The sequence below is a fragment of the Methylorubrum populi genome, from assembly GCF_002355515.1.
In the GTDB taxonomy this organism is placed as follows: Bacteria; Pseudomonadota; Alphaproteobacteria; order Rhizobiales; family Beijerinckiaceae; genus Methylobacterium; species Methylobacterium populi_A.
Genome location: NZ_AP014809.1, coordinates 452461 through 472278, shown reverse-complemented (window position 1 = coordinate 472278; position 19818 = coordinate 452461). Strand labels below are relative to the sequence as shown.

General features: G+C 65.5%; 17 protein-coding genes. 9 read left to right on the top strand and 8 right to left on the bottom strand.

The genetic code is table 11. The features are described from left to right. Positions 1-76: 76 nt before the first annotated feature. The gene (locus tag MPPM_RS02125) at positions 77-2203 is read right to left on the bottom strand and encodes a tetratricopeptide repeat protein (RefSeq protein ID WP_096483486.1); all 2127 of its coding nucleotides are present in this window, start codon (positions 2201-2203) and stop codon (positions 77-79) included. A gap of 362 nt (positions 2204-2565) precedes the next feature. Between MPPM_RS02125 and MPPM_RS02115 the strand changes: the two genes are divergently transcribed. Further along, positions 2566-4014 (top strand): IS1182 family transposase, encoded by a 1449-nt coding sequence (locus MPPM_RS02115; protein WP_096483481.1) that lies wholly within the window; start codon positions 2566-2568, stop codon positions 4012-4014. Between the two features lie 165 nt (positions 4015-4179). Here MPPM_RS02115 and MPPM_RS02110 read toward each other — a convergent pair whose 3' ends face one another. After that, positions 4180-5553 (bottom strand): IS1182 family transposase, encoded by a 1374-nt coding sequence (locus tag MPPM_RS02110; RefSeq protein WP_096483479.1) that lies wholly within the window; start codon positions 5551-5553, stop codon positions 4180-4182. A 334-nt stretch (positions 5554-5887) separates the two neighbouring features. Between MPPM_RS02110 and MPPM_RS02105 the strand changes: the two genes are divergently transcribed. The 4 genes from MPPM_RS02105 to MPPM_RS02090 all read left to right on the top strand — a co-directional run bounded on the left by MPPM_RS02105 (position 5888) and on the right by MPPM_RS02090 (position 10466). Then, complete coding sequence (locus tag MPPM_RS02105; protein ID WP_096483477.1) at positions 5888-6418, top strand: SIR2 family protein; 531 nt, start codon at positions 5888-5890, stop codon at positions 6416-6418. Between the two features lie 132 nt (positions 6419-6550). Continuing rightward, positions 6551-8455 carry a putative DNA binding domain-containing protein gene (locus MPPM_RS02100; RefSeq protein ID WP_162296248.1) on the top strand — a complete coding sequence of 635 codons (1905 nt, stop codon included), beginning with the start codon at positions 6551-6553 and terminating at the stop codon, positions 8453-8455. Continuing rightward, positions 8418-9920, top strand: a complete 1503-nt coding sequence (locus MPPM_RS02095; protein ID WP_096483473.1) for an argonaute/piwi family protein — start codon at positions 8418-8420, stop codon at positions 9918-9920. The genes MPPM_RS02100 and MPPM_RS02095 overlap by 38 nt, the downstream gene beginning before the upstream one ends. A 102-nt stretch (positions 9921-10022) precedes the next feature. Next, positions 10023-10466, top strand: coding sequence for a tyrosine-type recombinase/integrase (locus MPPM_RS02090; RefSeq protein ID WP_373325046.1), 444 nt, complete (start codon positions 10023-10025; stop codon positions 10464-10466). A 238-nt stretch (positions 10467-10704) separates the two neighbouring features. Here the strand turns inward: MPPM_RS02090 and MPPM_RS02085 are convergent, their stop codons facing one another. The 3 genes from MPPM_RS02085 to MPPM_RS27760 form a co-directional block, all read right to left on the bottom strand. Beyond that, positions 10705-11904 carry an IS256 family transposase gene (locus MPPM_RS02085; protein WP_096483471.1) on the bottom strand — a complete coding sequence of 400 codons (1200 nt, stop codon included), beginning with the start codon at positions 11902-11904 and terminating at the stop codon, positions 10705-10707. Positions 11905-12084: 180 nt separating this feature from the next. Then, positions 12085-13074: an oxidoreductase gene (locus MPPM_RS02080; protein ID WP_096483469.1), complete on the bottom strand. Its 990-nt coding sequence runs from the start codon at positions 13072-13074 to the stop codon at positions 12085-12087. After that, entirely contained in the window at positions 13043-13972 is a 930-nt protein-coding gene (locus MPPM_RS27760) for a dCTP deaminase domain-containing protein (protein WP_157914086.1), read from the bottom strand. Before MPPM_RS27760 ends, MPPM_RS02080 begins: the two co-directional genes overlap by 32 nt. Between MPPM_RS27760 and MPPM_RS27755 the strand changes: the two genes are divergently transcribed. The 4 genes from MPPM_RS27755 (at position 13952) to MPPM_RS02055 (ending at position 17477) form a co-directional block, all read left to right on the top strand. Beyond that, positions 13952-14824, top strand: coding sequence for a S1 family peptidase (locus MPPM_RS27755; protein WP_157914084.1), 873 nt, complete (start codon positions 13952-13954; stop codon positions 14822-14824). The two genes, MPPM_RS27760 and MPPM_RS27755, sit on opposite strands and share 21 nt — an antisense overlap. 408 nt (positions 14825-15232) lie before the next feature. Further along, positions 15233-15859 (top strand): tyrosine-type recombinase/integrase, encoded by a 627-nt coding sequence (locus MPPM_RS02065; protein WP_096483462.1) that lies wholly within the window; start codon positions 15233-15235, stop codon positions 15857-15859. Positions 15860-16083: 224 nt separating this feature from the next. Then, positions 16084-16533, top strand: coding sequence for a hypothetical protein (locus tag MPPM_RS02060; protein ID WP_096483460.1), 450 nt, complete (start codon positions 16084-16086; stop codon positions 16531-16533). A gap of 191 nt (positions 16534-16724) precedes the next feature. After that, the gene (locus MPPM_RS02055) at positions 16725-17477 is read left to right on the top strand and encodes a hypothetical protein (protein WP_096483458.1); all 753 of its coding nucleotides are present in this window, start codon (positions 16725-16727) and stop codon (positions 17475-17477) included. Here MPPM_RS02055 and MPPM_RS02050 read toward each other — a convergent pair. From MPPM_RS02050 to MPPM_RS02040, 3 genes are all read right to left on the bottom strand, one after another. Next, positions 17474-18169 (bottom strand): hypothetical protein, encoded by a 696-nt coding sequence (locus MPPM_RS02050; RefSeq protein ID WP_157914081.1) that lies wholly within the window; start codon positions 18167-18169, stop codon positions 17474-17476. The two genes, MPPM_RS02055 and MPPM_RS02050, sit on opposite strands and share 4 nt — an antisense overlap. Next, on the bottom strand, positions 18144-18602 hold the full coding sequence (locus tag MPPM_RS27750) for a hypothetical protein (RefSeq protein WP_157914079.1): 459 nt from the start codon (positions 18600-18602) through the stop codon (positions 18144-18146). Before MPPM_RS27750 ends, MPPM_RS02050 begins: the two co-directional genes overlap by 26 nt. Before the next feature lie 76 nt (positions 18603-18678). Next, positions 18679-19779 carry a hypothetical protein gene (locus MPPM_RS02040; protein ID WP_096483453.1) on the bottom strand — a complete coding sequence of 367 codons (1101 nt, stop codon included), beginning with the start codon at positions 19777-19779 and terminating at the stop codon, positions 18679-18681. Positions 19780-19818: the final 39 nt, after the last annotated feature.

Here is a 19818-nt window from a genome sequence, read left to right as displayed (position 1 = left end):
GGACTTCGCGGACCCTCAGCCCTTTTCAATCTCGGCCGGCGATGGGGGCAGCATCGCAGTTCGAGACTTCGGTCGGCTAAGGTGGCGGCCGGAAATCGAGAACCGTCGATTCGCCGGGGCGCCGCGAAAGGCGCCTCGCCGCCGCCTCGGCCTCGGCGTTCCCCTTCTCCGCCGCCCGGCGATAGAACCCGAGCGCGAGATTGGCGTCGGCCTTCCCGAACCGACCCTTTTCGTAGATCCGACCGAGCGTCAGGAGGGCCTCGGGCCGGTCCTGCTCGGCGGCGCGTTCGTACCAGCGCACCGCCTCGGCGAAATCCCGCTTGTAACCGAGGCCGCGCTCGATCATCGCGCCCTTGGTGAACATCGCGGCGGCATCGCCTTGTGCCACGGCCAGCTCGACGTAACGCTTCGCTTCGGGAACGTCCTTCCGGGTCCCGATGCCGTTGAGCGTGTAATAGGCCATCGCGGTCATCGCCCCTGCGTCGCCCTCCTTCACGAGAGCGTCGAGCATCGCGAAGCCGGCGGCCTTGTCGCGGCCGCGCGCCTTGCCGGCGATGGCGAGCCGCGCGCAGTTCTGGCGGCCGAACGCCGTCGTGTTCCGACAGAGAAGCTCTGCGGCCGCTGCCTCGTCCCGTGCGACGCCGGTCCCATCGCGCAACGACACGCCCTGCTGGACAAGCGCGTCGGCGCTTCCCAGGTCCGCGCCCGTCTTGAAGGCGGCATAGGCGGCCGGCAGGTTGCGCAACTCGGCTGGACCGTACTTTTGAAGCCGGCCGACCCGCGCATGCGCTTCGACGATCCCCGCCGCCGCTGCCTGCCCGTACCATCGCAGAGCCTCGCTGAAGTCCGGAGGTCCGTCGAGGCCGGAAGAACGGATGGCGCCCATGTTGAAGTATGCGATGGCCGAGCCGCGTTCGGCCGCGAGCTTGGTCAGCCGCACGCCCTCGGCAACGTCCTTGTCGACATCGATTCCGGAGAGAAGGCGGTGCCCGAGTTCGGCCTGGGCCGCCACGTGCCCTGCGGCGGCGGCCTTGCGGAAAAGGCGCACCGCGACGGTCCTGTCCTTCTCCACGGCCTCTCCCTCGGTGATCGCCCGCGCGCAGCCATAGGCCGCGACCGCGCTGTCGAGCCGGCAGAACAGCGCCGCGGCGGCGGCCCGGTCCCGGGTCGGCGGCGCATCGTCCCAGAGGCGGATCGCGAGGCGTTCCTGCGCCGCCGGGTCATCGTGCTCTGCCCCGAGCCGGAAGAGCCGCAATGCCTCGGCAGGGTCGGGCTTGCCGTCGAGGCCGGCGGCGGCGAGCATGCCCATGCGCCCATAGGCGTAGATCTGTCCGGCTGCCGCGGCCTTGCCGTACCAGTCGAAGGCCGCGCGCAGGTCTTTCGGGCCGCCGATTCCCCGGCTCGCCAGCCAACCGAGATCGAACAGGGCATCGGCGTGGCCCTGGTCGGCCGCGAGGTGCAGGAGCCTCACCGCCTCTTCGATGTCGCGGGTGCCGGGCGGCGCGTCGAGGAGATACTCGGCGAGGACCACTCGCGCGTCGGCGCTGCCCCGTTCGGACAGGCGCCGCAGGAGGGCGATCCCCTCGGCCGGCCCTCGCCCCGGTACGGAGCCCTTGAGCAGAAGCTTGGCGCATTGCAGGTCGCCCGGGACGGTCCCGACCGTGCAGTACAGCGCCGCCGCCGCGGCGGGATCCCTGCCGACGCCTCGCCCGTGAAGAAGCGCGTTGGCGTAGAGCAGCTTCGCGTTGCGGTCGTTCAGTTCCGCGCCGCGCCGATAGGATTCGGCGGCGTCCTTCAGCCCGGCCTCGCCCCGCCCCTCGTTTTCCTGGATCCAGCCGAGATCCCTGAACGAAGGCGGATTGTTGGCCTGCACAGCGCGCTCGATCCAGGTGCGGCCTTCCGCCAGCTTGCGCAGGTCGAAGGCCAGGAGGTAGCCGAGCTCTCCTTGTGCGGCGACATGGCCTTTCTCAGCGGCCTTCCGCAGCCAGACGGCCGCCTCCTGGCGTGTCCCAGCATCCTCCCGCAGGAGCTTGCCGAGCAGATACTGGGCGAGGACATCGTCTCGTTCGGCCAAGGGCCGCGCCGTGCGCAAGGCGGTCTCGCGGTCGCCACGGCCGAAGGCGGCGACGAGGTCGTCGCGAGGATCGGCCACCGCCGGTCCGACGACGGCGAGCCACACGAGGAAGAGGAAAACCCTGCGCATGCGATCCCCACCCACCAGCTACCGGCCGGTGGCGGCGGCCGCGAAGAGCTGGCGCAGCTCGTCCTCGCCCATGCCACGCTTGACCGTGAAGCTGACCTTGTCCGAGAGCGACACGACCTCGCCGGACGCGTAGAAGATGCGCCGCCCGCCCAGGCTCCGGAACAGGGCCCCGTACCGCGACAGCCCCCATTCTCCCCTCCTCGCCGGGGGGGGTATAGAGATAGCCAACGACGTGGGCAGTCCTGACCATTTCTGCACTGCTTCGAGCGATACGCTTCGACTGATCGAATGTCCGAGATGGGTGCAGGCTGTGTGAAAACGCGCTGATCTGGTAGAGTAATTTCCGATCTTGGGAGGTCGGGATGAAGCGCTTCATTGCAGGCGAGGATCGTCAGCAGATCACACTCCTTCCCGACTGTCTGGACGACTACATCACCGCCGACAACCCGGTTCGCCTCGTCGAAGTGTTCGTCGATGAGCTCGATCTGGGCCGGCTCGGCTTCGCGGGCGCGGTACCGGAGGCCACGGGTCGTCCGGCCTACCATCCAGCGACGCTGCTCAAGATCTACCTCTACGGCTATCTCAACCGCGTCCCGTCGAGCCGGCGTCTCGAACGCGAGAGCCAACGCAACGTCGAACTGATCTGGCTCACCGGCCGGCTGATGCCCGACTTCAAGACGCTGGCCGACTTCCGCAAGGACAACGGCCCTGCCATCCAGGCCGCCTGCGCGCAGTTCGTGGTGTTGTGCCGCCGGCTGAACCTGTTCAGCAAGGCCGTCGTCGCCATCGACGGCAGCAAGTTCAAGGCGGTCAACAACCGCGACAAGAACTTCACCGCCGCGAAGGTCGAGGCGCGCTTGGCGCAGGTCGAGACGAGCATCGGCCGTTATCTTGCTGCGCTGGATCGGGCCGACCGCGAGCCGAGCGACATCGCCGAGGCGCGCACGACACGGCTCAAGGAGAAGATTGCGGGCCTGCGCGCGCAGATGCAGGTCCTCCAGGCGAGAGGGCAGCAGGTCGAGGCTGCACCCGACGGCCAAGTCTCGCTGACCGACCCCGACGCGCGCTCCATGGCGACCAGCGGCAAGGGTACGGGCATGGTCGGCTACAACGTCCAGGCCGCGGTGGATGCCGAGCACCATCTGATCGTGGCCCACGCCGTGACCAACGTCGGCAGCGACCGGGCGCAACTCGCGCCGATGGGGCTCCTGGCTCAGGAGGCGACGGGGTGTGCCACGCTCACGGTGCTGGCCGACCGGGGCTACCTCAGCGGGGAACAGGTTCTGGCCTGCGAGGGCACCGGCGTGCTGCCATGCGTGCCCAAGACCCTGACCTCGGGCCACGCCAAGCGCGGCCTCTTCACGGGACAGGACTTCGTCTACGACGCCAGCCATGACCGTTACACCTGTCCCGCCGGCCAGCACCTGACCAAGGGCGTTACCCGGTCCGATCGTCGGGCCGATGGCGACGAGATAGATCACTACCGCAACCTGACGGCCTGTCTCGATTGCGCTCTCAAGCCCCGCTGCACGCCAGCGGAGACGCGGCGTGTCAAACGCTGGGTGCACGAGGGCGTGCTTGATGCGATGCAGGAGCGGCTCGACCGGATGCCGGACGCGATGAAGATCCGTCGCCAGACCGTGGAGCACCCGTTCGGTACGCTGAAGGCCTGGATGGGCGCCACTCACTTCCTGACCCGGACCTTGGCGAAGGTCAGGACCGAGATGAGCCTGCAAGTTCTGGCCTACAACATGAAGCGGATGATCCAGATCTTCGGGGTCCGCCCGCTGCTGGCGGCCATCCGAACCTGAGGCCAGCAGCTCGATCTCCGGCGCAACGCGGTGCGCTCGCCCCAATCCCGAGGGATCTGCGTTTCCACACGGCCTCGGTGGATAGTGTTGAAAAAAGCGGTTGGAGCAGCGCCCTTGGCTGGCCGTTGAGCCTTCGTTTGAGGTGACGCGGTGCTCGCTCGGCTCTCAGCTGGCTGGGATCGGCTGCTTGGCGGCGTAGAGCTTGGCCATCTTCCTCAAGTTCTGCGCCGTGGCTGCCAAGTGGAACTCGTCGCGGGCACCATTGGGCCCTCGTAGTCGCAACCGGTCGAGCTTCAGGATCCGCTTGAGATGCGCAAATAGCATCTCGACCTTCTTTCGCTGCCTTCGCGACGTTCGGTAGGCGTCGGTTTCGGCAATCGCCCGCGCCATATCGCGTGCGCCTTCGAAGAGCGAACGCGTTACCTTGCGAGCCAGCGCGTTCGGACAGCACTGCGCCTTCAGGGCGCAGGCTCGGCAGTCGGCTTGGCTGGCCCGATAGCGCAGCGTGTTGTCCTGATTAATCCCATCGCGCGGGGCGGCAAAACGGCGGCGGTAGAGCTTGAGCTGCCTGCCGTCCGGACAGGTGTAGCTGTCGCTGCCATGGTCATAGGCGAAGTCCGCGCGTGAGAAGGTCCCGTCCTTGCGCTGGGATTTGTCGAAGACCGGGATGTGCGGCTCGATCCCGCGTTCGTGCACGAGCCAGTCCAGCATCTCGGCCGATCCGTAGCCGGTGTCGGCGATCAGCCGCTCGGGCCAGAGGCCGAGATCGTCATGGACGCGCGCGATCATCGTCTTGGCCGCCCCGACCTCCGCCTGCCTCACCGCGGTCGAGGGCTCTACGTCGACGATGATCGCATTCTCGACGTCGACCAAGTAGTTGGTGCAGTAGGCGAAGACGGCCGGCCCTCCCCAGGAGGCGGTCCAGCGGGCCGCCGGATCGACCGGCGAAACGAACTTCGGTTCCACCGGCGTCGCCGCGCCGAAAGCAGCGTCGTCGAGCGTCGCAAGATATTCGGCCACCGCCCGCCGCGCCGTCGGATCGAGATCCTCGCCCGACTTCACGCCCCGCTGGCGCTGGGCGTCGGCCACGATCAGGCTGGCATCGACAGCGAAGCCCTCGCCGCCCACCAACCCTTCTGCCATGCAGCGCCGCACGACCGTCTCGAAGAGCTCTCGCAGGAGGTCGGCGTCGCGGAAACGGCCGTGGCGGGTCTTGGAGAAGGTGGAATGATCGGGCACGTCGCCTTCGAGGCCGAGGCGGCAGAACCAGCGATAGGCGAGGTTGAGATGCACCTCCTCGCACAGCCGGCGCTCGGAGCGGATGCCGAAGCAGTAGCCGACGATCAGCATGCGGATCAGAAGTTCGGGATCGATCGAAGGGCGGCCGATTGAGCTGTAGTGCGGGGCAAGATGCTGCCGGATGCCAGACAAATCGACGAAGCGATCAATCACTCGAAGAAGGTGCTTCGCCGGAACATGCCGTTCGAGGCTGAACTCGTAGAACAACGCGTCCTGAACCGTGACCCGATCGCCCATCATTCGCGTCACCCTCCGCTCGGAAGGAGTGAATCACTACTTCAAGCCAGCAGCAACGACGCCTTTTTCAACACTATCGACCCGTAGCCGACATTCACCGCGTCCGCTTTAGGGCCTCCCGTTCACCGTCAACGAAAGAATCTGTTGAAAAGCCATACGGCACGCACCGATCGGGAGGCGCCGGTCAGAGCGGACTCCCGCTGGTGCAGCGAATGCGCCGGTCGCGACAACCGCTCCGCGGGCTTTATTCTTATCACTGGAAAAGCGAAGTTAGTTCTTGTATTGTTCTGGCGAACGTCGACACACTCCGCTATCCGCTCGGGACTCTGGAGGGCTGATGTCGCAGCAAGATGCCATCCGTACGTTGACGCGCATCTTTCGCGCGACCAACAGCGCACGCCCCGTGCTGCTTCTGGGGGCTGGCGCGAGCTTCGGCTCCGGCGTGCCCACCGCTGCCGAGAGCGTGAAGCGGCTGGCGAAGAGGGTGTACGCCGAACAGATTCTCGGCGGTTCCGTCCCACCGGAGCAGGTCCGGCTTACCGAATGGCAGACCTGGTTGCACGGACAGCCGTGGTTCCTCAAAGGCGATGACCGGCTGGCCGAGAACTTTCCCCTCGTTGTCCAAAACCTGCTGAAACCAGCCGAATATCGCAAACAGCTCTTGCTCGACTTGATCCAGCCTACAAACGGCATCGGCAAGGGCTATCATCGCTTAGCGGAGCTCATCGTCAAAGGGCTTGTCTCGACCGTCTTGACTACAAACTTCGACACCTGCTTGCCGACCGCACTCGGAGCGGTTCGGCAGCACATCGGGCACATCGCAGAAGTGAACCGGCGAGCCGGCGACCTCAACGAGTTCAGCCTCTAGGCCAAAGCTCAGATTGTGTGGCTACACGGGCGTGCCGAGCAGTACTCCGATCAGAACCTCGTCGACGAGGTCCAGAAACTCGATGCTGAGCTGGTAAGCAAGCTCCTCCCGCTAGTCGCGGATAGCCCACTGGTGGTGATCGGATACCGAGGCTCCGAACCATCAATCATGGAGCACTTCCTCGGCGACGGGGGCGCGCAAACCAACAACTTCAAGAACGGCGTTTACTGGTGTATCCGTAAAGGCGAGACCCTTCACCCCAACGTCGAGGCGCTCAAGAGGCGGATCGGCAGCAACTTCGAGCCCTACGAGATCGAGGGCTTCGACGAACTGATGGATCAACTCGCGCGAGGTCTCAAAGCCGAGGATCGCTATCTTCACGCGACGGCAAAGGGCGACGGCGCAGCCACTTCCGCGTTCGACGACCAGGTCGTCCCGGACGCCACCGTGGCGGACCTCGACCATGACTTGATGATCGCAACGCTGAAGGAATATTGCGAGAAGCTCGGGCGGCCCCCGGTTATGCACGACACGCTACCCGGCCTGCTGAAAGAACAGGGTCTCCTCGTTCAGTGCGATGGCCGCGAAGTGCCGACTGCGGGCTGCGTGCTTCTGTTCGGCCGGGAGCCCCAACGCTGGTTTCCGCATGCCGTGATTTCGACATCCATTGGCGGAAAGAAGCGTCGCGTCTTCGAGGGCAATCTTATCGCGCAGCATCGCGACCTGATTGAATGGCTAGGCCAGAGGGACGCGAACCCAACCCTCAAGGTCAAGAAGCGCACGACGCACGACGAACGGCCAGCCTACCCTGAACGGGCGCTCGTCGAATTGCTCGTCAACATGCTCGTGCACCGCGACTACAGCCGGAGCGATCCCGCCATCATCGCGGTATCGTCCGGCGAGAGCGTGCGCTTCTCGAACCCCGGGGGGCTGCCGGATTCGGTCATCGCCCAGCTCGAAGTCGATAACGGCGGCCGCTTCAAGCCTCGCGTCGAGGTCAGCGGCCTGCGAAATCGCGCGCTCTGCGACATCTTCTTCGGCATCCGAGCGATGGAGCGTGCGGGCACGGGTCTCGTCGATGTCGAGCAAATGCTGGCCGACCATGGCGGCGGCGCCGAGTTCACAAACGACGCGCCGGGCGCGCGCTTCACAGCGTTGATCAAGCAGCCCATTGCGTCGGCCGGATCAAAGTCCGTGGCACGGGATGAACGCCCGACTGAAGTCTACGTCCTGAACTTCATCCCCTTCGTCAGCATCCCCGACACTGTCGCGGTCGTGAAGCTGACCGGACCCTGGCGAGCGCGGCCGACGGAGCTGCCGATCAATGAGGCCGGCACGTTCATCGTCCAGGGCGACGAGTACATCTGGAGCTTCGCACCTCTCCCGATCCTTCACGCCGTGTTCGGTTCATACGCTCATCAGGGTGCCGGCCGAGCCTGGCGACGAAGCGAGATCGAAGCGGATCCCGATCGTCGGCGGGTGCTGTCCTGGCTGTTGCGAAAGCACTTCGAGCGTCATCTGCGCGGGTTCGGTTTGCGCGGGCTGGTCATCGAGGAAGGCAAGAAGCGAGGGCGTCGCGCCTACTTCGAGGGCAACGCTGGCGGCGCCCGCTGCTACGTCTACGACTCTCCCGCCCGCAAGAACATCCAACGATGGGTCGTGAAACAACGCGGACCGGACGGCTACAAGGCGTGGTTCGAGAACGAGGGGTTCGGTTTCGAGGTGATCCAGATGGCTGGGGTTTGGGGCGTCAGGATCAAGCCCTTCTACATGTTCACCGGACGCGACGCGAAAAAGCCGCTGCCCTCCTTCGCCCGGACAGCGAAGGCGACCCGGCGCATGAAGCTCGACCGAAATCAGAACGTCGACAACGATCTGACCTTCTGGGGCAGGTTCCTGAGTCAGGGCGCGCAGACGATCAACCTTGGGCAGCAGCATGTCGAGGATCTGATTCTCGGCGGCTCGTTTGTTAGTGTAGAAGTTATCGAGGAGGCCGGCGGTGCAGCCGATCAGCGTTCGCATACAAAGGCTGCCTGAGCCCAAGCTCGCCTTTGGCGACGGCAAGACCGGCATCGAGCCGCGGCGTTTGCTGTCGGATGCGGGGCCCGTCGATAACAAGCGTGTCGCTGAAATCCGCCTCGGCATCGTCGGCGCTGAGGCCGATGTCACGGCTGCGAGCGCTTGGCTGGAGCGGCTGAACGGTTACCTCCCGGCAAAGGAGGGTAATTCGCGTCGCTACCGCGACTGGCTGGGCGCCGAACGAGTGCTGGGCTGCCGTTTCATCATCGAACCCAGGTTCCTGCGTCCAGTCGACCAAGCGCGGTACGAACTCGCCCGGCAACGCGGCGATAAGGAAGGCTTCGACGAGCTGCTCGACCTTTTCGACAGCAAGATTTCCGGCTTGTTCGGAGACGTGCAGCCCGACTGCATCATCGTCTGCCTCGCGCCTGACGTCGCCGATCTTCGGATCAGCAATCCTGGGCTAACCGCGAGGGAACGACGCGCATTGGAAGTTCTGCGCCAGGAGGAAGAGGCCGATCAGCTGGCGCTGTTCGCGCCGACGCCCGAGGAGCTCGAAGCCGCCGAGGACCTGCGCACGCGCGCCGACGACCTGCTGTTTCGGACCTTCTACCGAGCGCTCAAGGCGCGGCAGATGACGCATGTAGGTCCGGTGCCCCTGCAGGTCCTCCGGCGTGACAGCATCGATCGGCCCGACGACAAGGGTCAGAGCTTCGCAACCAGGGCTTGGAACATCGCCACCACACTCTACTACAAGGCCGGTGGGTTGCCGTGGCGCCCGGCAGACCTGCCGCCGAACATCTGCTTCGTCGGTGTCTCGTTTCACCACATGAAGCGCGGCGCTGACAATCTCGTCTACGCGAGTGTCGCGCAGGCGTTCTCGACAGAAGTCGAACCCTTCGCGCTCAAGGGAGCAACGATCCCGAAAGATCAGCGGCGCAACAAGCAACCTTATCTTACGCAAGAGCAGGCTGAGGGGCTTCTAGAGGACGTGCTCAGCGCCTACGAGGCGCGCGCCGGCGTGCTGCCGAGTCGGGTCGTCATCCACAAGAGCTCCGCCTACGCACCCGAGGAGGAAGAAGGCTTCCAGCGCGCGGCGTCGAAAAAGGTGCCTGCTTGCGACCTGATCTGGATCCGCAGCACGTCTTTTCGTCTCGTTAAGAAGGGGACGCAGGAGCCTGCTCGCGGCACGCTGTGCACGGTCGGCGATGACCACTTTCTATTCACCAGCGGCTATGTCGAGTGGTGGAACGAGTATCCCGGACCGCACATCCCCGCGCCCATTCAGATCGGCGCAGTCGGCGAAACCGACATGCGCCAGCGCGCGGTCGAAATCCTCGCCTTGACCAAGATGAACTGGAACTCGACCGACGGAATGTCCCGGGCACCTATCACCCTTTCGTTCGCCCGCAAGGTCGGAATGCTCATGACCGAACTATCTGACAACCAGCACCCAAATCCCTCTTACAAATTCTACACCTGACCGGCATCGAGACTATCTGCTGGATGCAGTGAGCCTCGCTCGATTGAAGCCTAACGGGTGTGCTCGCGGCGGTGCGGGCGAAGGGGTGGCTCTTCGTGCCAGGTGTCGAGGGTCGCGGCGCCTTCGCCGCCGCCAATGAGGGCAGGCATCCGCCTGCGCACCACCATCGTCCAGCAGAAGACCGGACGGCCCGTGCCGTTCGAGCTGACCGAGACCACCCGTGAGACGCTGGCGGCGTGGCTGAAGCTGCGGGGCCTTCGAGCCAGCGATTGGCTGTTTCCGAGCCGCAGCCGCCCGGGCGAGCACCTGACGACGCGCCAGTACGGCCGCCTGGTCGACGAGTGGGTCACGTTGATCGGGCTCGACCCGGCGGGCTACGGCACGCATAGCCTGCGCCGGACGAAGGTGGCGCTGATCTACCGGCGGACCGGCAACCTGCGAGCTTGTCAGCTGCTGCTGGGCCATACGAAACTGGAAAGCACGGTGCGCTATCTCGGCATCGAGGCGGACGATGCGCTCGTAATGTCGGAGCAGACCGACATCTGATCATTACCGCGGCGGCCTGCGCGGGCCGCCGCACCCAGCCCCCCACCGTCCGAGAAGGGTGCTGAGCCTTCATTGAGTTGCCGCCGGAAAGCCGACATTCGGCTTTGGCCCGCTGCGGTCGTTCAATCGGCTTCAGTCGCCACCTCATAGCGGACACTTGGCGGAGTGGCGGGTCGTGTCCCCTGGTGTGGTGTAGCTTTGACGAAGCCACCACGGTCACCGGCTTGGGCCGGGACGATCAGGCTGCCAGGGTCGGCAAGCTGACGAGGGGATCATCGCCGATCGGGGCGATGCTTTCCAGGGTGATGTAGCGGGATCGCTGAACGGCCCACTCGTCATTTTGTTCGAGGAGGATCGCGCCGACGAGGCGGGTGATGGCGGCTTCGTTGGGGAAGATGCCCACCACCTCGGTGCGGCGCTTGATCTCGCCGTTGAGGCGCTCCAGGGGGTTCGTGGAGTGTAGCTTGACCCGATGGGCGACCGGGAAGCTCATGTAGGCCAGCACGTCGGGCTCGGCAGCGTCCAGCGGGGCGGCGAGCTTGGGCACCTTGGGCCGGATCTGGTCGGCCACCCGCCGCCACTGTGCCTTGGCCGCCTCCGCATCGTCCTGGGTGAAGGCGGTGGCGATGAAGGCCGACACGACGCGCCGCCCGCTGCGCCCGGCGTGGGCGAGCACGTTCCTCATGAAGTGGACGCGGCAGCGCTGCCAGGTCGCATTCATGACTTTGGCCACCGAGGCCTTGATGCCCTCGTGGGCGTCCGAGATCACCAACTTGACCCCGCGCAGGCCGCGCCGGGCGAGCTTGCGCAGGAACGCTGTCCAGAACGTCTCTGCCTCGGACGGGCCGATGTCCATGCCGAGCACCTCACGCCGCGCGTCGGTGTTCACGCCCACCGCCACGATGACGGCGACCGAGACGATGCGCCCCTCGCTTCTGACCGTCACGTAGGTCGCGTCGATCCAGAGGTAGGGCCACTCCCCCTCGATGGGACGGTCGAGGAAGGCGTTCACGCGCTCGTCGATCTCCTGGCACAGGCGGCTGACCTGGCTCTTCGACACGCCGGTGCCGCCCATCGCCTGGACGAGGTCGTCCACGGAGCGGGTCGAGATGCCTTGGATGTAGGCCTCCTGGATCACCGCGGTGAGCGCCTTCTCCGCCATCCGGCGCGGCTCAAGGAAGCCGGGGAAGTATGAGCCCTTCCTCAGCTTGGGGATGCGCAGTTCGACCGTCCCGGCGCGGGTCTGCCAGTCCCGGTCGCGATAGCCGTTGCGCTGGACCAGACGCTCGGCGCTCTTCTCGCCGTGGGCGGCACCCGTCAGGCCGCCCACCTCCAGTTCCATCAACCGCTCGGCCGCAAAGCCGATCATCTCCCGCAGCAGATCCGCGTCGGCGCTCTTCTCCAGCACGCCGCGCAGGCTCATCATCGCGTCGGTCATCGGGGGTCTCTCGGTTCGGGGTTGGCACTCGCAACCCGACCCTACCCGGCAACCGCCGATGACCACCCCGCGAGAGAGCCCACCTGATACAGCGCTGTCGAATGCGTGCAGGCGGCCTCCCTCGCTACCGTCGAGCGACACCACTCCAAGGGACGCGACCGAGTGGCGCGGCCATCGCGTTCAGTCGCCCCATTGTGGGCATGTCACGTGCGCAGCACCGCGGGAATAATAGTGGCACTTGCCCGAGTTCGCGCACCCCCTTGCCGGATCGTCAAGGAAGTTCGGGTTTGCGATGAGGTCGCGACACAGGCCGAGGTGAACGTTGTCGGGCAAGGTCATAACTGAGGCCGACGCCCGTCCCGAGAGGATGAAGTTCCGCGACGGATGACGTGCGGCGACTGCGGCGCTCTCGCACCACCGCTGCGCCAGCGTCGCGGCGATGCTCGGATAGATCAGGCGCTTGTCGATGTTGTAGAACCCCGAGGACAAGTCAATCAGCTCGACCGGTGACGCGCTTGCCCGGTCCTGGAAGCGCTCAGTGCCATCCTGGTCGAACAATGTGTCGCCGGTGCGCAGCGAGATACGAAGTGAGGTTTCTAGGCCGGCGGCGCGACTCTCCTCGGCCCATCGTGCAACGAGGGCGAGGCTGTCGCTGGCTCCATCGTAGATCCTGTCGTCAACCAGCAGACTGAACAGGTAGCCGTGCGCAGCGTGAAGCTGTACGTGCCGGAACCCCGCCTCGGCCGCGAGCTCGGTGCCCTCCCGCAGGTCGTTGAAGAGCTTCTGCAAGCGGGAACTCGTCACCGTCGCTGCGATCTCGCGACTGCGCGCGATCGTTTCGCTCCAGCTCTTGGGTCGGAAGCTGATGGCTCCCGCATAGTCCTCCCATGCCGTCGCCAGTTGGATGCCCGGGCTCGTTCCGCGCACAGTGACGGCGGCCGCCAGCGTGCGCCAGATCGGATCGTTGGAGATCCGCGGCGTCACCGCGTTGCTCGCATGACCGGACGGTATCACAACGTTTCCGACGATGGCGCACGATAGCTGCGGTGAGCTGCGGGCACCGTAGAAGTCGACCATCCGCCTGTCCGGCACCCCGTCGGTTACGAAGCCGGTGTTGAGCCCGAGCAGGAACGTCCTTCTACTGTTGGTCGAGATGTCCGTACCGCTCATCGTTCGTCCGCATCTTCTCCAACACCGCCTCGGTCAGGTCGACGCGCAGCAAATGAGCGAGCCGCAGCATGTATATTTGTGCGTCCGCGAGTTCGAGGCGCAGCTCTGGCGTCGCCTCGACGAGGCTCGGCGCCCCGTAGCCCGGTCGCGTGCTGCCCAGATGAACCTTCTTCAGGAGGTTCGCAAATTCGCCAACCTCACCGATGAGTCCGACTAGGTCATTGGCGAGCTGAGCTCGTCGCATCTCGTCATCAGGTGCGTCCACGGGAAAGCCGTGGGCGCGATCCGCCGCGATCTGGCGGCGCCCAAGCTCACCGAGTGACGTGGGTGACGCGATTTGCTCGGCAGGCGGGGGCGCCTCGACGGGGCCCAGCCGAGGATCGCCACGTAGTTGCTCCCTGGTCTTCTGCAGCTGATGCCGGATAGGCCAGATCTGGGTTTCGTAGCCATGCTGGCCCCGGTAGGGATGGCTGGCCGCGGTTTCCAGCACCGTGAAGTCCACTTTTGCGATCGGTTCGAACGCCGGCAGCAGGATGTACTTATCGCTGATGTTTTGCGTCACGATTCCCAGACGTCCGTGAAAGCCCGGGTCGGCGTAGGTGGCGACGGCGCTCAGTCCGATGCTGAAGAGGGCCCCCTTGCTGACGATGCGCGCGAAGATGTTCGTGCCGAGCGAGAGCCTCTCGTGCGTAATCAAGACGACCCGATGCCCGGGCTCGATCAGCGCGTCGCCACCCGGGTCAACCTCCAACCGCCTGCCCCCGTCGGTCAAGTCGTAGTAGACGTTGCCCATTCGAAGCTCGTAGCAGGCGCCCCTGCATCCGCCCGCCAGCGCGTCGAGGATGAGTTCGCCGCGCACGATGGCAGCCTCGATCTCGTGATCCGCGAGCACCTTCATCAAATCCGCTCCTGGGCTTCCTGGTTCGCCGACGCAGCGCTACACGCCATTATGAGCCCATCGCCCGCATCCTGTTGCAGCGTCTTCGTCGAAAGTATCGTGGAAACGCCCAGTGGGCCGACGGCATTCGGCTTCGCTACCGGGTTCCTCTACGCGGGGCCAGCGGCCACACGTTGGCTGGTGACGAACTGGCACGTCGTGACCGGCCGGAGACCCGACGAACCGGGCGCTTTGATCGGCGGAAAGCCCCAAAGCCCGAGCTGGCTTCGCTTCACCGTTGAGGACCCGCGTGGCTCCGGTCGTCAGCAGATGGAGGTGGCGCTTTACGATATCGAGGGACCGGTTTGGATCGAGGGCGACCGCGAAGGCGGTCTCGACCTAGCACTCGTCAGGCTGTTTGAGGCCCCGCGGTTTCCCCTGCCGCTCACGCAGACCTTCGCCAGAAACTCGTCCGCACCCTTGCAGCCCGGCACCGATGTCGTGCTCATCGGTCATCCTTTCATGCTCGGCGTGCACGCGAACTCGCCCATATGGAAAGGGGCGATGATCGCATCCGAACCAGGATCGCTGGCGAGCGGACGGCCCTGGATCCTGCTCGACGCGCCGGGCGTACCCGGTATGTCCGGGTCGCCTGTCTATCGTCGCTCGACGGGAAGTATGCCGTCCCTCGGCGAGCCTCTCATGCCAGTCGGCCAGGAAGTTGAACTCGAACTGCTTGCGATTTACGCGGGCGCGATCGGAGAGAGGAGCTTGCAGGAGCTACGGCTCGGCAGGGCGTTCCCAGTCTCTTTCGTGGAGCGACTGCTTAGTTCCGGAGAGCGGGGTCACAATCCTTTTCCGCCAAACGCTTGATGTCTCGGCACGAGGCGCAGTGCGCTCCCGGGTGATCGACCACGTGGATCCGAAGTGGCGCGGCCTCCGTTGCCCCTGCGATTCCCAGGCGCGGCGCAACCGGACCTTCTGAAGTTCAGCCACGGATCATCTGGGGCATTCCTCTGAACCGCGCAGAATGTCCACTTCGCCATTTTGCCCACTCCGAAACGGATCAGCGGCTTCCGGACAGCCCCGATCTTTCAGGGCCAATCGGACCGCTGGTAAGCAGACCTTCCGCACGCCCGAGAAGGGTCGACACCGGAAGGTAGCCTTACAAGTGAACGTCCGCTTCCGGGCGGTGCGTCGAAGTCCGCTCGTGGCGCAGCGCAGCTCAACATCATTCGTGATAATATCAATCCGGATGCGGCCTCCAAAGGAGGACACGCTATGCCGATCGAACATCATCAACGTGACCAGCGTCCCGCCTGGAACGCGGGTCGCCTTATCGGGCCCAAGCCGCCGCTGAAACCTCGTCATATCTGGGCGATCCGAACGCGACTGCAGCATGATCAGCGCGTACGAGACCTCGCCATGTTCAATCTGGCGATCGACAGCAAGTTGCGAGGCTGCGATCTCGTTCGCTTGCGGATCAGCGATGTGGTGCTGGGCGGCACGGTCAGACTGCGGACCTCGATCATCCAGCAGAAAACAGGTCGGCCAGTGCCCTTCGAGCTGACCGACCCGACGCGGGAGGCCTTGACCGCTTGGCTCAGGCGTCGACCATCCGGCGATGCTGACTGGCTCTTTCCTAGCCGGAGCCATAAAGGCGATCACGTCACCACCCGCCAATATGGGCGCCTGCTCGACGACTGGGTTTCGCTGATCGGGCTCGACCCCGCTCTGTATGGGACCCATAGCCTGAGACGGACCAAAGTCGCGCTGATCTATAAGCGGACCGGCAACTTGCGAGCATGCCAGCTCCTGCTCGGCCATTCGAAGTTGGAGAGCACGGTCAGATACCTCGGCATCGAGGTCGACGACGCCTTGATTCTCTCTGAACAGACCGACCTTTGAAGAGGCGCCTGGCGGCAGGGCTCACGCAGCCGCTGGGCGCGCCTTCGTGCTCAACGAGCCCGTTGGAGTGAATCTGCTTGAGCAACAGATCCGTGGTGACAGCGGCGCGGCGACTGGGTTCCGGTGCAATGCCGAGCAATTCCGCACCACTTTTCGATGCACTAATTTCTTTCGTGAAACTGGGGCCGGCCGGCGCGCCGAGGACAGCAAGGAGAGAGCTTCCGATGCTCAATTTGATCCCGCTTCTCGCGTTGGTCGCATCGGTATCCGTTGTGATTGCTGTGCTCGTCGTCCGCTCCTTTCCGAGTGGGTCAGAAGTCCGCCGTCGTTTGGGCGCACTGTCGTTCATGATCATACCCTGGGGTCTTATGATCCTCTCGGGCCCCTTCATGATCGACCATCATGCGGCCGGCACGGAAATCCGAGGATGGATGATAACCGGCCAGTACACTTCTATGGCGCTTCTTTGTGGTGTTGCGGCAATCGGCATCGTTCGGGCGCGGGGTGCGAGGCGGCTCGCATCGGTGATCGGCGGCGCCAATATCATCCTGGTCTTCCTGTTGGTCTGCGTCAGCGTCACGATCATTGATCCCGGGTCCGAGCAAGGCCCGACGGCAATCAGAGAACAGAGCGCCGTCCACTCACAGCAGCCGGAGCCGATCCGAAGGCCATAGCGCACAGGGTCATGATCGATCGCGCAGGGCAGGATGCCGATCGCAATGCGATGCAATCGGCATCAATTGCCTGGGCCGGCACCGGCACGGCATGATGGCCGCTCAAGGAGGCGGCGATGAGCGTTTGGAGTGATTGGCTCGACCGGTTGCATGCCATCGTCCCAGGCCTTCGGCAACCGAGGCCGACGGGCATGCCGGCGCCGGACCTTTACCCACCGGAGCCATACGATCCACCCCTCGGGCCGGACATCATCGCGCTCGCCTCCGTTCTCGATTGGCGATCGTCGGGCTTGCAGGCTGCTCTGCGCGGCGAGGATTGGCCCGAGGCGCCGGCTTCGTTCGGGGCGCTCCATGAGCGCGCGGAACATTCCGATCGGTTTCGCGAGGCCTGTCAGGAGCATCGTCGGAGCCCCTCGCAGCTTCTCCTCGGCGCGCTGCATATGATTGCCTTCGGCCGAGTTCCGGATGCCTGGCGGGGGGCCCGCGTCTCCGGATTGCCGGAGCGGCTGTTCCCCACGCTCGGCCTGGACTGGGCCGATTTCGCCCGGCCGAGGGACATCGCCGAGCCGGGCCCATCGCCCGGCTCGCTTCTGCTGACCCTCGCCCCTCGGCTCGACTGGAGCGATCCGGAGTTGCGGCGAGGTCTTGTGGATCAGGTCTGGACGCCGCAACCGATGCTGCGCGAGCTGGTCGATCGGGCGCGCGAGCGCGCCGATGCGACTCTGCTTTACGAGCTCGGCGTGGCCCTGCCGGCTCATACGCTCGTCCTCGCCTGCCTTGCCCTGCTGCGCTCGCTCGACGATCCCGCCATCGGCGAGTTGCCTTGCCCGGCGGCCGGCGGGTCGGTCGGGGATTTCCCGAATGCCGTCCAGACGGCCATGTTCCTGATGTTCGATCTCAAATGGCCGCCCACGCGGCTCGGCGCCCCGGTCGGCTTCATTTAAGCAGGCCCAGGCCCGTCTCTTAGTTCGGCAGAATCGCGCCAGGCCTGCCACGCTTCGAGGAGGGCCGGGTAAAGGGTGCGGCCATCCTCCGACCTCGCCGAGGTCGGCAGGCGCAGCGGCTGGCGCCAGCCGACATCGACGGCGAAGCTGTCCTCGTCTGCAATCGGCGGCTCGATGTTCCGCACCTGTTGCCAGGTGACGTTGTGGCCTTCCTCTTCGAGATCGCCGTTGTCGTTGCCGGCCGGATCCGGCAAGGCCTTCGTCACGAAACCTTCGGGCCGAATGACCACGGCCGGCCAGGAGATCTGCTGGCCCTGCGCGCGCCATCCCTTGAAGACGCCGCGCAGAAAGAAGAACGCGAAAAGTGCGCTGACGACAGCAGCATAATAGATCGTCCGCCATTCTCGGCGGTCGGCCGGTTTCTCCAGAAGCAGCCACGCGGCGAAGCCGACGGCGGCGATCGCAAGCACCGCGCCGAAGACCGTGCGCCGGATCGGCGGCTTCGTCCGGACCACCGTCGCGACAAAGGTGCCGACGGTAGAAAGCGATGCGGCCGGGAGGCCCGCGCAATATCCGGCGAGGGCGGCGACCAGCGTGGCATGGGGCGTCTCTCCGCCCGGGCCCCGGGCGCACTCCGGGACGTCGCGGGAACAGGGCTGACCGCGCTCATCCGTGCAGCGAAGCGCGAACATCCCGTCCTTCCCCACCTCGCCGATCCCGACGAGGTCGCGCCAGGCGATGAAGTGGGGCGGCCGGTTCCCCCAAAAGAATCCGATCACCCGCATGCAGATGCGCGTCATGGATCAGCCCTTCGGCGGTGACGGTGAGCGGCGTGATCCGCCGCACGGAAGGATCGGCGCTGCGGGCCTTGCGACGCATGGACAGATAGACCGCAATCTGCGCCAGGCCTGCCGCAAGAGCGATCGCCGCAAACCCCAGCAAGAATGTCGTCTCAGATCCGGGGGCGCTCGCTTGGCTCAGCGCCACCCATCCCATCTGGGTTCCACTAACGACGAAGAGAGTGCCCATCGCCAGGAAGAGCCGGCTGATCGCGCGAATGGGCCTGGCCTCCATGCTGAAGACGATGCGCGTTCCGTCGATGGGCTCCGTCATCGTGGCGTTCATAGTGGCGTTCCTGGTGTCCGATCCGGATGGCGCGGCGGCGCGAGCCGAGGCGGCGAAGAGCTGTTCCGCCTCGACCTCAGCTTTCCGAGCGCGATGATCGCCATGCCTCGGCGAGCGCCGGATGAAGCGTCCGCCCGTCTTCAGCTCTGGCCGAGGCCGGCAGACGCAGTGGGTGGCGCTCGCCGATGTCGACGGTAAAGTCGTTTTCGCCGGGGAGCGGCGGCCCTATGCTTCGAACCTCAGGCCAGGCGACGCGGCCGCTGCGGCCTTCAAGATCGCCGAAGAGGTCGCCTGCCGCATTCGGCAGGGCGGTGGCGGTGAAGCCGTCCGCCTCGATCGTCGCGACGGGCCAGGCGATCTGCTGGCCTCGGGCGCGCCAGGCCCCGATCGCGGCGGCGACGATCGCAAGGGCGACGAACGCGATAATCGCGCTCCAGCCCAGAAGCGTGAGAAAGGCCTTGAGGTCGAGATTGGCGCTCTTCGTCGCCGCGGCTGTCGCGGTCAGCAGGAGAGCGAAGACGGCCGCGCCCGCGAGCAGCACGCCGCCACCGAGCACGCGCCAGATCGGCGGCGCCGCCCTTACGACCGGAACGAGGAACGTCCCCGTCGCGGCCCGGGCCGCGGATGAAAGCCCGGCCAGATAGCGCTGCCGAGCGGCGAGGAGCGTGGCGTACGGCGTCGCACCGGCCTCGCCGCGCGCCTGTTCGGGGATTTCGTAGACGGTCTTCTGAACCCCGTCCTTCTCCGCCACCGTCACGGGAAACAGGCCCGTTTCCTTGACCGGCCCGATCGCGGCGACGTCCCGCAAGGGCACGAAGCGGCGGCGGCGCGCTCCCAGAGGTCCGGGACCGGCATAGGGATAGGGGTCGATGAAGATCCCGCCGGCCGTGACGACGAGAGGCGTGATCCGCCTTGCGGTGGCATCCGGATCACGCCCGGCCCGCCATGCGTTGAGATGCATGGCGGTAAAACCGAGGCCTGCCGCGAGCCCGATCAGTCCTCCGACGCCGCCGAAGAGCAGCGGCACGGCGTTCGACAGCGTCAAAGGCCTGGTCACGAGTTGCAACAGGCAGAGAATGGCGCCCGCGAGAGCGCAGACGCCGAGGATGGAAAACACGCCGATCGGTCTGCGAAAGGTTTTGCCCTCGACACTGAAGGCGACGCTTGGTTCGTCCATGTCATCCCCCGCATTCGTCGGGCAACGGGCGAGACATCA